Genomic DNA, 15,602 nt, shown 5'->3' with positions numbered 1-15,602 from the left:
GTTATTTATTTTTTAAAATTGATCACTTCCCAATATGCTTTTTTGGGCTGCAGGTGGGTATCAAAAAGTAGCGGATAATTTTTTCTGCCCATTACCGGGTATTCATCAAGCCATGAATGCCGGTCAGAGATATTCCAAAAAGTGACATTGGTAATTACATCTTTATACTCACGAAACAGCTTGAAAACCATTGCATATTGTTCTGCTTGTTTCTGCTGTAATTCGGCTGTAAATTCATCAGATTCTCCTGGTTTTCGATCACGCTTGTTTTTCTCCCAGGGATAAATGGACATATCAACTTCTGTAAACTGAATTTTCAATCCAAGTGATGAATATCTTTCTATAGCAGTACTAAGTTCAATCTCTGTTGGTTCCTGCAACGACCAATGCGCTTGTAATCCAACTCCATCAACAGGCACACCTTTATCTTTTAAACTTTTTAACAGTTTATAAATTCTTTCACGCTTTTCTGGCCGTTCGGTGTTATAATCGTTATAATAAAGTTTGGCGTTTGGATCGGCAGCATGAGCATATTCAAAGGCTTTTACAATGAAATCTTCTCCGCAGATCTGATACCATTTTGAATCGCGCATGAATTTCGCAGGATCATCATCAATTGCCTCGTTTACCACATCCCAGGCATAAATTTTACCTTTATAACGACTAACCACTGTTGTAATGTGATCTTTTAAACGTTGCAATAAAACATCTTTCGTAACTTCTTTCCCATCTTTTCCTTTAAAAAGCCAGTTTGGTGTTTGTTCATGCCAGCATAAATTGTGTCCGCGAATTCTGATTCCATTTTTTACCGCGAAGTTTACAATCGAATCTGCATCTTTCCAATAAAAAAACCCTTCTCTTGGCTGCAGAGGCCCCATTTTCATGGCATTTTCAGCAGTAAGGCTGTTAAATTGTTTTTTAATCAGTTCAGCTTCATCGCCAACAAGATTTTTCACACCTACCGCTACGCCCATTGAAAAATAGGATTGATAAAAATCTTTTAAGCCACGCTTATCCGTAGCGTAATTTGCCACACCCTGCGGTGCCCTGCAGGAGTTTAAAATCAACAACAATAGGAAATAAACCCACAGTGATCTGATAAATCTTGAAAATTTACTACGCCTGCTCATGTTTTATCTGGTTAATATCTGGCGAAGTTCTACTTCATGACTTCGCCGTATTTTAGTTAACGAATTTTGTTTTTTTTATCTGCAATTTGTATTTGCATCCCAGCAAGGCCAAAGCGCAACATCTTCGTTCTACTCTAATCCGGCCTAACAAATTTTTCGGATTCCACAGACCAAGCCTTGCTACTGGCTTCCGAATAAAAATTTTCAGCCGGTGTTTATTAATGTTGCTTTATTGTTTTTCATTGGCATTAATGAGCTCAGCAAGCTTCGGTTTTATTACTTTTTGACATCAAACCTGCGAAGCAAGCTTGAGGACAATTAAGAACAATAAACCACACCGAAAAAAGTAAAGAGCCCCGTTTAGCCAAGACAAAAATGTTCTTTTTAAGACAATGAATACTGATTTCCAGATTAAAATTCATTGAATACACCCAAAACTCAGTTACTTTAAAACCCAATGGAATTTCCTCCATCTACAGGCATTATCACACCTGTAACATATTTTGCCCCTGCTGAACAGAAGAAATAAACAGCTTCTGCCACATCATCGGGATCTCCCATTTTCCCCATTGGGGTTCTGGAGAACACTTTGTTTTTTCTTTCCGGATCGGCATCCAAAGCTTTAGCCGACATTGCCGTTTTGATAAATCCCGGAGCAACGCAATTGGTTCTGATTCCCAAAGGTGATAGTTCCGTTGCCATCGCCCTTGTCATGCCTTCAATTCCGGTTTTAGCCGCAGAATAAGCAATAACCTTGGGTATACCATATTGAGCTGCCATTGAACTGATGTTAACAATAGAGCCCTTCCCTGCTTCGATCATTTTCTTAACCACCTCTCTGCTTATCGCAAAAACCGAAGAAAGATTGGTTTGTACCACACTGGCAAAATCATCATCTGTAACCTCTATAAAGGGTTTTTTCATATTGATACCTGCATTGTTCACCAAAATATCAATTTTACCATATTCAGTATTAATCTCCTCAATCAAAGCCGGAATTTCTTTAAGGTTTTGAAGATCAAATACCTTATAATTACATAATTCGCCAAATTCAGAAGCCGCAGCTTTTAAATTCTCTTCATTTCTGCCGATCATGATTACCTGAATATCCTCCTGAATCAATTTCCTGGTAATGGCCAATCCTAATCCTGCGCCGCCTCCCGTTACAATAGCTATTTCTTTACCCATATTATTTTTTTCTTTGCGATGATCCACGAACGATTAATTCTGTATTTAGGAGCACGGTACTGGTAAAACTCAGATCGCCTTCGCCATCTAAGTGATTGATTAAAATTCTGGCGATGCTTTCACCCATTTCGTTACCGGGGTAATTAATGGTGGTAATGGCAGGTTCCGTAACTTTTGATATCAGATCATTATTAAATCCAACTATTGCGATATCTTCAGGTATGCGTAAACCGGCTTCCTTAAAAATGGTTAAGGCAAATGCGGCCGAAGAGTCATTGGTAACAAACAACCCATCGGGCAGTGTATCTCTTTTCAACACATCATTAACCAAAGCATCCTGAATGGCTTGCTCCGTTAAATCGTTGGATATATATAATGCCGGGTCGAATTCTATATGATGATCATTCAAAGCTTTTTTGTAACCTTCAAATCGGTCTTTATAAACATTTCTGGATGGATTACCGGTAATGTGCAGAATTTTTTTGCAACCCTGTTGAATTAAATGCTCAGTTGCTTTATACCCTGCTTTAAAATTATCTATGAGTACTTTTGTAGACTGAATGCTTTCTGCCACACGATCGAAAAAGATAATTGGAATGTTTTTCCTGATGAAAGTGTCGAAATGGCTCAAATCTTCGGTATCAGAAGCCAATGAAACAATCAAACCATCTACCCTGCTGTTAAACATGGTTGTAGTATTGGTTTTTTCTTTTGATTCATGCTCAAAAGATTGACTAATGATCAGATTGTAACCGGCATTATTTACTATTTTTTCAATCCCTGATAAAACCGACGACATAAACAAACTATTTAACCGTGGAACGATTACACCTATGGTATTGGTTTTTTGCTTACGGAGATTGCTAGCAAACTTGTTAGAGCGGTAACCCAGCTCTGCTGCCAGGTCAAATATTCTTTTTTTGGTTTTTTTATTAATAGCCGGATGATCCTGCAATCCTCTACTCACTGTTGTTGCAGAAACATTCAATCGCTCTGCCAAGTCGTAAATGGTAATTTCCTTATCTTGCATACACTAATCTGAAACTGATGTTCCTTTATATTTGGTATGCCTAAATTAGGATTAATATTACACAATTGCAATCGGTTGCATAAATTTTGTGTAATATTTTTATTTGCTGCTATCTGGTAAAAAAATCGCGGTTACTCTTTAGCTAATGGAACTTCAACTCCAACTGGCCCGCTTGGCTCACTTTCATTCTTTAAACGATCGAGCGCTGTAACCAGATAGCTGTACCGTTTTCCGCTCCCTACATTGGTATCAATAAACGAAAGGTAATCTTCAAAACTTATTTTAAGAATGTTTTTAGGATCGAGCACTGAAATTTTTTCTCCTTCCTCGAAACGATAGATCACGTAGCCTGACGCTGTTTCTCCATCTTTAGCTTTCATCGGGATTTGCCATTTTAAATGCACGCCATCTTTCAGGGCATCAGCAACTAGGGCTTGCGGTGCATTTGGTGGAACTTCATCGAGCCAAGGCATTTGCGGTGGTAATGCCTGGTAACTATAAAGATCATTTTTAAGTGAATCGCCGACAGATTTTGCGACGGTGCTGAGTGATTTAGAACTGAAATAAACACTGCCCTGAATTCGGTTGTTCTCTCTGATATAACGGATTTGTTTTGGGATCTCCGAAAGGTTTCTCCAGGCTATTTCGGCCCTTGAGTTTACCAGATAGGCGCCTTGCCCTACATATACATGCCTTCCATAAGCGTTGTTGCTCCACCAATCCACCAAGGTTCCGAATGGTGCCACCCTTCTTGTAAAAGTAAAATATATTTGCGGATTGATGTAATCTACCCAACCCTCTTTAACCCATTTCCGGCTATCGGCAAAAAGCTCAGCATAATTAGATAATCCGTTTGTTGCTGAACCTTCAGGATCTTCATATTTATTTCGCCAGATACCGAAAGGGCTTACCCCAAACTTAACCCATTTTTTATAATGATGAATGCTATCATCCAGTTGCTTAATGAGCATATCCACATTATTTCTGCGCCAATCTTTAATGTCCGTGAAATTATTTGGGTACTTATTAAAGGTTGCACTATCGTTGATCGTTTGCCCCTCTATTTTATAGGGATAGAAATAATCATCGAAATGGATACCATCCACATCATAGCCTTTAACCACATCTAAAATGACCTGAACGATATATTCTCTCACATCAGGAATTCCCGGATCGAATTGCTTTTTACCGCCATAGGTAAAAAACCAATCCGGATGTTTTCGAAAGGCGTGATCCTCGCTAAAAACAGAGCTGCTGCTCATACTGGCACGGTACGGATTAAACCAGGCATGCAACTCCATGCCCCTAAAATGGCATTCTTTTATAGCAAAGGCCAAAGGATCATAACCCGGCGCCGGCGCCAGGCCTTGTCTTCCCATTAACCATTGGCTCCAGGGTTCTCTTGATTTTGCATAAAAAGCATCACCTGCGGGGCGAACCTGCAAAATGATCGCATTCATTCCCTGAGCTTTATGTCTTTCCAATATTCCGATCAGCTCTTGTTTTTGCTGATCAATGGTCAGGCCGGGTTTTGATGGCCAGTCTATATTGGTAACAGTAGCCACCCAAACGCCCCTAAACTCTCTTTTTGGTGCAATTTTTGATAAAGGTTGTGCATTTAATATATAAGGTATTACAGTTAAAGTTAAAAGTGCGTATAGGAAGTTTTTAAGCATTATTTCTGTCTTGTTTTTTATTCAGGATGTGTGTTTGTGTTAATTTGAATACAAATGAACGTTAGCAATTAAACGATTTTTTTTAAAAACTCTTATAAGTTTATTAAAAATTATAATTTGCGCCCTGCTAAAATTAATTGTGTACACCATTTACCTATGGAACAACAAAAGTATATTATTTTAAGAAGATACAGCATTATTAAAAATGGAACCACAAAAGATTAATAAGGGCGATAGAAACAAAATTTACTTCCTGGTCATTGTTATAACAGCGCTTATTGGAACAAATGCTTACCTGTTTTTTAAAGATCGACAGCAAAGCGAAAGATTTGTAACGGTTAGCACGGAAAAGGATAAGTTACGGCTTGAAGTAGAAAAAATTGAGGTGGAACTGGATAAGGTGGAGGCCTTAAATCTTGATTTGAATGAGAAGCTTATTGAAGAACAAAAACTGGCACGGGAAAAAATTGATGAACTTAAGATTGCCCTGGAAAAAGGAGCAATTACTCAGGGCGAACTTGATAAGGCCAATAGCCAGATCAATGAACTTAAAACCTTTGTTAAAAACTATAACGACCAGATTATCCAGCTTCAAAAGGATAATATTTTTCTTAAAAACAGCCGCGATAGCTTAGAAAACACTTTAAAAAATATTAGCAGCAGAGCTTCGAATCTTGAAAATGAGAACTCAAACCTAAGTGCAAAGGTTAAAACTGCAGCGGCTTTAAAGCTTCAAAATGCAGAAATTATAGCCTTCAGAACAAAATCCAGCGGCAAAAAGGTAGAAGTAACCAAATCATCAACCGCAGAAAAATTAAGTGTCCGCTTTAATATCATTCCAAACGAATTAGCAGAAAAAGGCCATCACAATATCTATTTAAGGGTTTTTGATCCTGCAGGGAATCTACTTGCCAATGAAGGCAATCGTTTCGAAGCCGATGGGCAGGAAATGCAATACAGCCACTCTATCTACATCAACTACAACAATGACGATAGCACTTACGTTATCGATTGGACTAATCCTAAACCTTTCATTAAAGGTATTTACACCGTTATCTTATACGCAGATGGAAATACATTGGGAAAAGCTCAGGTAGATTTGAGATAACAATCACAATCTAATGATGTTACGCCAGTGGAAAGACCAGATAAAAGCTGGTTCCTACGTCCATAACAGAGGTAAAGGTAATGGTTCCACCTGCATTTTCTACTGCTTGTTTAACAAATGCCAGGCCTAAACCTGTGCCTGAAGTTTTGGTGGTAAAATTGGGCACAAAGATTTTATCATGTAAAATTACTGGAATACCCTTACCATTATCTTTTATCTCTATATAGGCATTTTCACTATCGTTATATAAAACCACAGTTACGCAACAGTGCGAATCATCATCAATGGCCTCAATCGCATTTTTAAAGAGATTATTGAATGTCCTCAACAATTGATCATGATCTGCCAGAATACGGATGTTCCTGTCAGATTTATTTAATACATTAATTTCTACATTATCAGTGTTTTTGTAAACCTGTCTTGCCTGTTCAATCACGGGCATTACACCTAGTTGTTCTAAATTGGTGTCGGGCATTCTGGCAAAGTTGGAGAACTCTGATGCGATTTTAGAAAGACTATCAATCTGCTCAATAAATGATTTGCTAAATTTATTGAACTTATTTTCAAAATTCGGATCATTCTCTTTCCAGGATTTTTCAAGTAATTGAACACCTAATTTTAAAGGGGTTAGTGGATTTTTAATTTCATGCGCCACTTGTTTAGCCATCTCTCTCCAGGCGCTTTCCCGCTCTGAGCGTGCCAGTTTAATCGCACTGTCTTCCAGGGCAGCAATCATACTGTTGTATTCTTTAATCAACGAACCTATTTCATCATGCCTGCGCCAAACAATTGGTTCATTACGCTGGCCAATTCTGGTTCTGCTGATGCTTTCCTGTATAAAAGTTAAGGGATTGGTAATCTGATTAGCCAAAAACACGGCCAAAACACCAACCGCCACAAAAACCAAAGCATAAATATTAATCAGGTTACTTACAAAAAGGGCTATTTTATCTGAGTATTCTTCCTCATTTGAGTAATTTGGCAGGCCGATATATGCGATGGTTTTATTTTGCGCATTTCTAATCGGCGCATATGCCGCAGCATAGGTTAAATTCCCGATCTTTTCTTCTGCATTTATAAATTCTGATCGTTTCAACTGATGCAGATAAGTATATGCCAATGGGCCCATTTTCCTGCCGATAACCTTATAATTATAAAGCTTAGGGTAGGTAGTCATGATCAGGTTTCCTCGTACGTCATATAAATTTAAATCGGCATTATTGATATCTGCAAAATTGTTGAAATCTGCTACCGCACCTTCATCATCAGTTATGCCTTTACTAAATACCTGCTTTTCATAATTCTGCTGAACTTTCCTGATTTTGTCTCTTATTGATGCGTTTTGCTGTCCTCTATATTCATTATTCATATAATAATAGGTTACCCAACCTACTATCAATAAGGTAGCTACAACAGAAAGTACTATAGATACCTGAATACGGGTTTTATATAAGATCTTATTCGCATTAATCATTAACGACCTATTAATGCTAAACCATCCAACGCGTTCATCATCAAGGTTTTTGATTAGCCAAATTAAGCCGTAGAGTACCAGGGAAAAGATAATGAAAACAAGAAAGAAGAAGGATAAAGCGGCCAATCGCTCCACATAATCTACCTTTTCTTTACTGATCACGACCATTTTGCTGTCAGTAGGTTTATAAATGAGGTGGCTATAATGAAGCGTAAAATCACTGCTGGTCACAAAATCGTCTTTCTTGCCTTCGAAAACTCTTCCATCTAACGGATATGTATAACTTCCTGATTGATTGAGCAATCTATTATTACTGTATAAAGCGATGGAATAGCCCCGAAAGTCTTCATCCTTAATGAATTTTTGATCACCAAGAAGATCAGGCAGGCGGTTATTATAATTATATGGCTTTGATCGCAGTTCAATAACAAGTGTTCCGAGCAAATTGCCTTTATTTACAACGGAAATGATTCCAAAATAATCCTGATAGCCGAATGTATTGTTTACCTGATAAAAATAATTTGCCCCATCAATTTTAACCGAACCCGATTCCACAAGCTCTTTGTACTTTTTGAATGCCTGTCCATTGGGGTTATTAATATCTATTCCATTTTTATCATAGGGATATATTTGATAGTCGTACCTGTTCAGATAACCATCCAAATAGTTTTTAATATGATTTTTAAGAACTGCATAATTAGATTTGCCATTCTGGCTAAAATAACGAACCAGAAATTCATCCTGTAACAATTGCCCTTCCAAACTGCCCAATGCAACAATGGCATTAGGATCTTCTGATGATTGCACTTTTCGAGCCAGGGGTTCGCGTAAGCTCCGTTCAGTTATATCTTTATATTTAATGTATTTAATTGACGTGTTAAAGGCCAAACAAAAAAACACAATAGCAAACAGGCCAACAGAAAAGGTTGCCCCTTTTACATAAACGCTTCTCGCAACAATGAATAGTATTAAAGCGAAAACAATGAAAAATGCTGTAAAATCAATTGAAAGTTTATAAGCAAAAATGATTAAAAAGCCAGTCAAAAATATGATCAGTCTTTCTTTATTAGTTACATTAAGCTGATTACTTACTGTAGCTGATATGACGGTTATTAAATAGATTTGAAACCAAACCAGGCATAATATTACAATACTCACCCAACTGGTTCCGCTTAATTTCAGGATATTGATAATTTCGAAATTGATTTTTGAATTATAAATAAGGCCAAAAAAAACATCATCACTAAAAAAGGCAATAGCAGCAATAAAGGCCAGTAATATAATATGAATAAAAATGCCGACCAGTTTCCGCTTTCTGATCCATTCTCCAAACCGATATTGATCTTTATGATTAAACATGAAAAGCAATAGCCATGTTAAGGTAAATACATTCAATAGAAAGTCACCTAATGAAGGCATCAAAAAACTCTCAGAATATATTCTTGGATCGAAAAGATCGAGCGGAAAACGATGATTGAACCATCCATAATACAAATCAGATAACCTGAATGATAAAAAGAACACCGTTAACAACAAGGTAGCCAAAACAATATGTCCTTTTCTGGCTATCAAAGAGCTTAGTGAATTAAAAAACATGCAGATACAAAGCATTCCACCTATGAATAACCACAGCTGCGTTCCAGAATAATAGTTATCGACATAACCAGGCTTAACTTTTAATCCAAAAAGAAATTTATTATCAATACTCTTTATGCTGTAAACGTCTTTATCGGTAAAAGATGCCAGGGTTAAAAGTTTTGAACTGGATAAAAAAGGATCAAGTTCATTTTTAAAGTATTGGGTTTCTTTAAACGGATATTGAGACTGTATCGCAATCAGAAAGATTAAATTGTAATCATCTTGCGTACGCTTAATCACCTCGTACCAGCCATTTGAAAAGAATAATACAGAACTTCCTTCTTTAATTGAACGGGGGTCGATATCTGTCAGCTTGTAAGTGCTCCAAAATTTGAGCTGATTATTTTGGAAAGTCAGGAGGTTAATGCCTTTGGCTTTTCTGTAAACATTCATGAAGTCAATCGCATCTTTCGGATTGACGTGCAAATGCATGGCCTTTTTAACTTCTTCTTTGTTGTTTAAGAAATCTTCAACGTACCTTTCTTTTACCGATAAGTTTTGTTGAACCTCATTTGCATCGCGTTCAAGCAATTCATTTTTGGTGGTAAACCTGCTTAAAGAAAGTGAAGTTGCTATGAGACAACAACCCAAAACAAGCAGCAGAAATCTAATTTTTACACCAAAGCTCAATTTCATCGATTTTGATAAAGATATTAAATATTGATAAAAAACAACGCCATAAACGGTTTGTTTATGGCGTCGAAATTATTTTATGAAGATCATTGGTTAAGCAACAGTAGCGCTGCTTGTTTGTACCTCGCGACTTACCTTTTTAACCAGGCCTTGCAAAACATTACCTGGTCCCACTTCAACAAATTCCGTCGCTCCATCTGCAAGCATGTTTTCTACGGTTTGTGTCCAACGTACGGCACCTGTTAATTGTTTGATCAAATTCTCTTTTATTTGAGCCGGATCTGTATAAGGCTTGGCATCAACGTTTTGATAAACAGGGCAAACAGGAGCAGAAATAGCTGTTGCTTCAATTGCTGCCTGCAATTCAATTTTCGCTGGTTCCATTAAAGGTGAGTGAAAAGCTCCTCCAACATTTAATTTTAAAGCTCTTTTTGCACCTGCTTCAGTTAGTTTCGCACAAGCTAAGTCAACCCCTTCAATACTTCCGGAAATCACCAATTGACCCGGGCAGTTATAATTTGCCGGAACAACTACCGCATCAACCTCTGCACAGATTTTCTCCACCAGATCATCAGCCAAACCTAAAATAGCAGCCATGGTTGACGGTTGTGCTTCGCAGGCCTTTTGCATCGCATTTGCACGGGCAATAACCAATTTTAAACCATCTTCAAAACTTAAGGCATTAGCAGCCACCAACGATGAAAATTCACCTAAAGAGTGACCAGCAACCATATCAGGCTTGAAATCATCACCCAAAACTTTAGCCAAAATAACTGAATGCAGAAAAATTGCCGGTTGAGTTACATTGGTTTGCTTAAGTTCTTCATCTGTTCCGCTAAACATAATATCGCTAATGCGGAACCCAATAATTTCATTTGCTTTTTCGAATAATTCTGCGGCTTTGGGGTTCTCATAAAGATCCTTGCCCATGCCTACAAATTGTGCTCCTTGTCCAGGAAAAATATATGCTCTCATTATAATTTAGTTTGGCGTATCGTGTTGCCGATTAGCGTTTTTAAGCGACTAATCTTGAACTATTTAGTCTAAACTTGCCGTAATTAATCTTAAAAATTCGGCTCTTGTTTTATCGTTGCTTAAAAAAGTTCCGGTAAATGCCGATGTAGTGGTAACTGAATTTTGTTTTTGCACACCACGCATGGCCATGCACAAGTGCTTGCATTCCATTACTACTGCAACACCCATTGGGCTTAAAGTATTTTGAATGCAATCTCTGATTTCGTTAGTTAAACGTTCCTGCACCTGTAAACGGCGGGCAAAAGCATCAACCACTCGGGGAATTTTACTTAAACCCACAATATGACCATTTGGAATATAAGCAATATGCGCTTTACCAAAAAACGGCAACATGTGGTGTTCACACATTGAATACACTTCAATATCCTTAACCACAACCATTTGGCTGTAATCTTCCTCAAACATGGCCGATTTTAAAATTTCATCCGGTTTCAAATCATAACCATGTGTTAAATACTGAAGTGCTTTTGCCACGCGTTCTGGCGTTTTTAATAAACCTTCGCGTTCAGGGTTTTCGCCCAAATGGCCAAGAATATCTTTGTAATGCGTAGCTACTGCATCAATTTTTTCATCATTATATCGATCTATCTTTACATATCCATCAATCGACTCACCTTTTAATACGTCTTTAATGCTCATTAATATAGGGTTTTAACCAAAGTATTCAACATAGTTATTTTCGGTTTCATAGATTTTAACACAATGTAAAACCGCACCATTTTCAGCAATTGGAGTTTCCAGCTGTTTCCATATCTCTATGGCCAGATTTTCTGTTGAGGCCAATTTTCCTTTCATAAAATCGACATCAAGATTTAAGTTTTTATGATCCACCTTATCAACCACGTAGGTGTTCATTACGTCTTTAAGCCATTTCAAATCAACAAGAAAACCAGTTTCCGGATTTACTTCGCCTTTAACAGTAACATATAACCAATAGTTATGACCATGCCAGTTCGGATTAGCGCATTTGCCATAAACCTCCGTATTTTTATCATCATCCCAATCGGTTCGGGCCAGCTTATGCGCTGCATTAAATGATGCTTTTCTCGTTATATAAATCATTACTACAAAATAAAAGCTCAAATATACTGATAAAGCTTAAAGCCTAAACACCAAAGCTTAAAGAAACCAAAGTTTAATCAAAAGAATCCGCTAAATTTACCTTATGAAAACTTTAGTGGTTGCAGCTACCAAGGCTGAGGTTACATTCTTTTACCAGCATTTTAATTTACCTGAAGGCGATTTTATTGAAAGTAAAAACTTCGACTTGCTGATTACCGGCGTGGGTATGGTTGCTACGGCTTTTTCACTCGGGCAACACCTGTCTCCGAATAAATATAACCTGGTGGTAAACCTGGGTATTGCAGGTTGTTTTAACAGAAAGATTGAGTTAGGCAGCTTATTAAATATTAATGAAGATATTTTTGCCGAATTAGGTGCCGAAAATGGAGATGAATTTTTAACCATAACCGATTTAGGATTTGGGGAAAATCGTTTTAAGCCAAAAAACAAAAGGACTGTTAATTTACCTGCCGTTACCGGTATAACCGTAAATTGTGTTACGGGAAGTGAGAAAAGCATCAATAATTTAAAGAAAAGGTTAAATCCAACTACCGAAAGTATGGAGGGCGCCGCTGTATTTTTTGCCTGCAAACAACAAAATATAGATTGTTTGCAAATTCGTAGTGTTTCTAATTACGTTGAACCCAGAAACAAGGAAAACTGGAAACTGGGTTTAGCCATCAAAAATCTGAACGACTGGGCGATTGCTTTTATCTCAGAAATGAACTGATTATGACGAAGTAGTTTAATACAGTAGTTAATTTTGATTCATGAAGCTTACACTTGGTTTTTCACCCTGCCCTAACGATACATTTATTTTTGATGCGCTGATTCACCACAAAATAGACACTGAGGGCCTGGAATTTGAGGTTATTTACGATGATGTGGAAACGCTCAATCAAAAAGCTTTAAAAGGGCAACTGGATATTACCAAGCTGAGTTTTCATGCATTTGCTTATGTTGCAAGCCAATATGCTTTATTGGATGCAGGAAGTGCTTTGGGTTTTGGTGTTGGCCCGCTTTTAATTAGCCATAAATACACTCCGGAAACCCTTGCCGGATTACTGAAATCGGGAAAGACTGATCTTAGGGTTGGGATTCCCGGAAAATACACAACTGCCAACTTTTTACTCAGCATTGCTTATCCAACTTTACAAAACAAGCAGGAAATGGTTTTTTCAGAAATCGAATCGGCTTTGCTTGATGATAAAATTGATTTAGGCTTGATCATTCATGAAAACAGGTTTACCTATCAGGACAAAGACTTAATCAAAATTGTAGACCTGGGTGATTATTGGGAGAAATTAACAGGTTGTGCCATTCCTTTAGGCGGAATCGTGATCAACAGAAAATTAGATCGTGAAGTTCAGCTGAAAGTCAACAGGTTAATTCGTCAATCTGTTGAATTTGCATTCGCTCACCCTGAATCGGGAATCGATTTTATTCGTGAGCATGCACAAGCCATGGATGAAGCAGTGATGTATAAACACATTGAATTGTATGTAAATAAGTATAGTGTTAATTTAGGCGAGGAAGGCCGTAAAGCCATAGATACGCTATTTACACTTGCGCAGGAAAGAAATATTATCCCTGCGATTCAGGAGCGTTTATACATTTAAGGGATTGAAATTCACGATGACGGCAGTTCATGTATGGTCCGTTAAGCGCTCCGCCAAGCCAACACGTCATGCTGAACCCGTTTCACTGTTGTCCGGTAAAAATTTTGAATTAATTTTTTACCGGACAGCCTAATGACAAATGGCTGTAATATTTGTCTGTTGAAAATATATTTCGCTGGATATTGAAGCTATAAACAGTTTAAATGATTAGAACTTTAACAAATGAATAGTTTTTTACCGGACAGCCGGATTTGGATAAGTATTTTTAAAACTGAAAAACAATGGGCTTATCATTTAAATTGCTATAAAAACAACGTTTTTAGCTTAATTTGAAAGGTTTTATGGCTAGCATAGACTTTAACCGGACAACAGTGAACCCGTTTCAGCATCTTTCCTGAGATGCGTTCATGCCATTAAGGTACTGAAACAAGTTCAGGATGACGACCGTTCATGTAGGGGATGTTAAGCGTTCGGCCTGGCCAACACGTCATGCTGAACCCGTTTCAGCATCTTTCCTGCTATGCGTTCATGTCATTAAGGTCCTGAAACAAGTTCAGGATGACGACCGTTCATATAGGGTTTGTTAAGCGTTCAGTTTGGCCAACACGTTATGCTGAACCCGTTTCAGCATCTTTCCTGCGATGCGTTCATGCCATCAAGGTACTGAAACAAGTTCAGGATGACGACCGTTCATATAGGGTGTGTTAAGTGTTCAGTTTGGCCAACACGTTATGCTGACCCATTTCAGCATCTTTCCTGCGATGCGTTCATGCCATTAGGGTCCTGAAACAAGTTCAGGATGACGGCCGTTCATGTAGGGGGTGTTAAGCGTTCGGCCAAGCCAACATATCATGCTGAACCCGTTTCAGCATCTTTCCTGAGATGCGTTTATGCCATCAAGGTACTGAAACAAGTTCAGGATGACGACCGTTCATATATAGTGTTTTAAACGCCTCGCCAAGCCAACACGTCATGCTGAACCCGTTTCAGCATCTTTCCTGAGATGCGTTCATGCCATCAAGGTCCTGAAACAAGTTCAGGATGACGACCATTCATATATGGCGTTTTAAGCATTATGCCTGATCACCTCGTGTTCATTGTTATTGCTGATAGACATTTCAACTTTCCAATATTTCAACAAACCAAAACAACCCTTCTACTAGCTAACCAATAACTTATAACCTTTACCGTGAACGTTAATAATTTCTACTTTTGGGTCGCCTTTAAGGTATTTTCTAAGCTTACTTAAAAAAACATCCATGCTTCGGCCGTTGAAATAGTTGTCATCATGCCAGATACTCAACAGCGCTTCTTCCCTGGTCAGCACCGTGTTTTTCTTCAAACATAATAAACGAAGCAATTCAGCTTCTTTAGTGGAAAGTTTTTGTTGCTGATCGCCATTTGTAATAATCTGAGTAGTGTAATCAAAAGTATAATCACCAATGGTAAATTGAGTTTCAGCAGCCTCTTCAGCACCTTCAATCTTGTTTGAAACGCGTTTAAACATGGCATTGATGCGTAATAACAACTCTTCAATCCGGAAAGGTTTAGTGATATAATCATCACCGCCCAAATCATATGCTGCAGATTTATCTTCCAGCATCGTTTTCGCGGTGGCAAAAATAATAGGCACCTGAGCATTTATTTTGCGAATATCCTTCCCTAAAGTAAACCCATCCTTTTTAGGCATCATCACATCCAAAATACAGAGATCGAAGCTCTGCTTATTGAAAGCGCGCAAACCTTCCTCTCCGTCTGTACAAAGAACCACATCGAATTTGCCTTTTAATTGCAAATAATCCTGCAGTAATAAACCTAAATTTGGATCGTCCTCTACCAGAAGTATTTTTTTCATTTTTTTTATTTTGTTCACATAGGAAATATTGCCTATTGTAAATGTTTGATTGTGAGAATGCATAACGGTTTAATTACTTGTGATAAATTTACCACGATATTAAACAAAGTTAAATTACAACAACATCATGTATCGACAAATAAAGCTTTTGTGC

The 15,602-nt window shown here is 37.8% G+C and carries 12 protein-coding genes; 3 read left to right on the top strand and 9 right to left on the bottom strand.

Features of this window, described 5'->3' with window-relative positions:
* Nucleotides 1–5: 5 nt before the first annotated feature.
* From DU508_RS07020 to DU508_RS07005, 4 genes are all read right to left on the bottom strand, one after another.
* A complete protein-coding gene (locus DU508_RS07020) occupies nt 6–1,130 on the bottom strand; it encodes an endo-1,4-beta-xylanase (protein WP_115402127.1) in 1,125 nt (374 codons plus the stop codon).
* A 447-nt stretch (nt 1,131–1,577) separates the two neighbouring features.
* Nucleotides 1,578–2,318: an SDR family NAD(P)-dependent oxidoreductase gene (locus DU508_RS07015; RefSeq protein WP_115402712.1), complete on the bottom strand. Its 741-nt coding sequence runs from the start codon at nt 2,316–2,318 to the stop codon at nt 1,578–1,580.
* Nucleotide 2,319: 1 nt separating this feature from the next.
* Nucleotides 2,320–3,348: a LacI family DNA-binding transcriptional regulator gene (locus DU508_RS07010; protein WP_115402126.1), complete on the bottom strand. Its 1,029-nt coding sequence runs from the start codon at nt 3,346–3,348 to the stop codon at nt 2,320–2,322.
* 131 nt (nt 3,349–3,479) lie between these two features.
* Nucleotides 3,480–5,024: a glycoside hydrolase family 10 protein gene (locus DU508_RS07005; RefSeq protein WP_115402125.1), complete on the bottom strand. Its 1,545-nt coding sequence runs from the start codon at nt 5,022–5,024 to the stop codon at nt 3,480–3,482.
* A gap of 205 nt (nt 5,025–5,229) precedes the next feature.
* Here DU508_RS07005 and DU508_RS07000 point away from each other — a divergent pair, with 205 nt between their 5' ends.
* The gene (locus DU508_RS07000) at nt 5,230–6,132 is read left to right on the top strand and encodes a hypothetical protein (protein ID WP_115402124.1); all 903 of its coding nucleotides are present in this window, start codon (nt 5,230–5,232) and stop codon (nt 6,130–6,132) included.
* 19 nt (nt 6,133–6,151) lie between these two features.
* On the opposite strand, the gene DU508_RS06995 is transcribed toward DU508_RS07000, so the two are convergent.
* From DU508_RS06995 to DU508_RS06980, 4 genes are all read right to left on the bottom strand, one after another.
* The gene (locus tag DU508_RS06995) at nt 6,152–9,880 is read right to left on the bottom strand and encodes a sensor histidine kinase (RefSeq protein WP_115402123.1); all 3,729 of its coding nucleotides are present in this window, start codon (nt 9,878–9,880) and stop codon (nt 6,152–6,154) included.
* 90 nt (nt 9,881–9,970) lie between these two features.
* Nucleotides 9,971–10,852, bottom strand: a complete 882-nt coding sequence (gene fabD / locus DU508_RS06990; protein ID WP_199562666.1) for an ACP S-malonyltransferase — start codon at nt 10,850–10,852, stop codon at nt 9,971–9,973.
* Between the two features lie 63 nt (nt 10,853–10,915).
* Nucleotides 10,916–11,551: a GTP cyclohydrolase I FolE gene (gene folE, locus DU508_RS06985; RefSeq protein ID WP_115402121.1), complete on the bottom strand. Its 636-nt coding sequence runs from the start codon at nt 11,549–11,551 to the stop codon at nt 10,916–10,918.
* Between the two features lie 12 nt (nt 11,552–11,563).
* On the bottom strand, nt 11,564–11,974 hold the full coding sequence (locus tag DU508_RS06980) for a 6-pyruvoyl trahydropterin synthase family protein (RefSeq protein WP_115402120.1): 411 nt from the start codon (nt 11,972–11,974) through the stop codon (nt 11,564–11,566).
* A 103-nt stretch (nt 11,975–12,077) separates the two neighbouring features.
* Here DU508_RS06980 and mqnB point away from each other — a divergent pair, with 103 nt between their 5' ends.
* Together mqnB and DU508_RS06970 are read left to right on the top strand one after the other, a co-directional pair.
* The gene (gene mqnB / locus DU508_RS06975; RefSeq protein ID WP_115402119.1) at nt 12,078–12,704 is read left to right on the top strand and encodes a futalosine hydrolase; all 627 of its coding nucleotides are present in this window, start codon (nt 12,078–12,080) and stop codon (nt 12,702–12,704) included.
* 40 nt (nt 12,705–12,744) lie between these two features.
* On the top strand, nt 12,745–13,593 hold the full coding sequence (locus tag DU508_RS06970; protein WP_115402118.1) for a menaquinone biosynthesis family protein: 849 nt from the start codon (nt 12,745–12,747) through the stop codon (nt 13,591–13,593).
* Between the two features lie 1,159 nt (nt 13,594–14,752).
* Here DU508_RS06970 and DU508_RS06965 read toward each other — a convergent pair.
* Nucleotides 14,753–15,448 carry a response regulator transcription factor gene (locus tag DU508_RS06965; protein ID WP_199562665.1) on the bottom strand — a complete coding sequence of 232 codons (696 nt, stop codon included), beginning with the start codon at nt 15,446–15,448 and terminating at the stop codon, nt 14,753–14,755.
* Nucleotides 15,449–15,602 lie beyond the last annotated feature (154 nt).

The sequence above is a fragment of the Pedobacter chinensis genome, assembly GCF_003339865.1.
GTDB lineage: Bacteria > Bacteroidota > Bacteroidia > Sphingobacteriales > Sphingobacteriaceae > Pedobacter > Pedobacter chinensis.
This window is presented reverse-complemented; position numbering and strand designations above follow the sequence as displayed.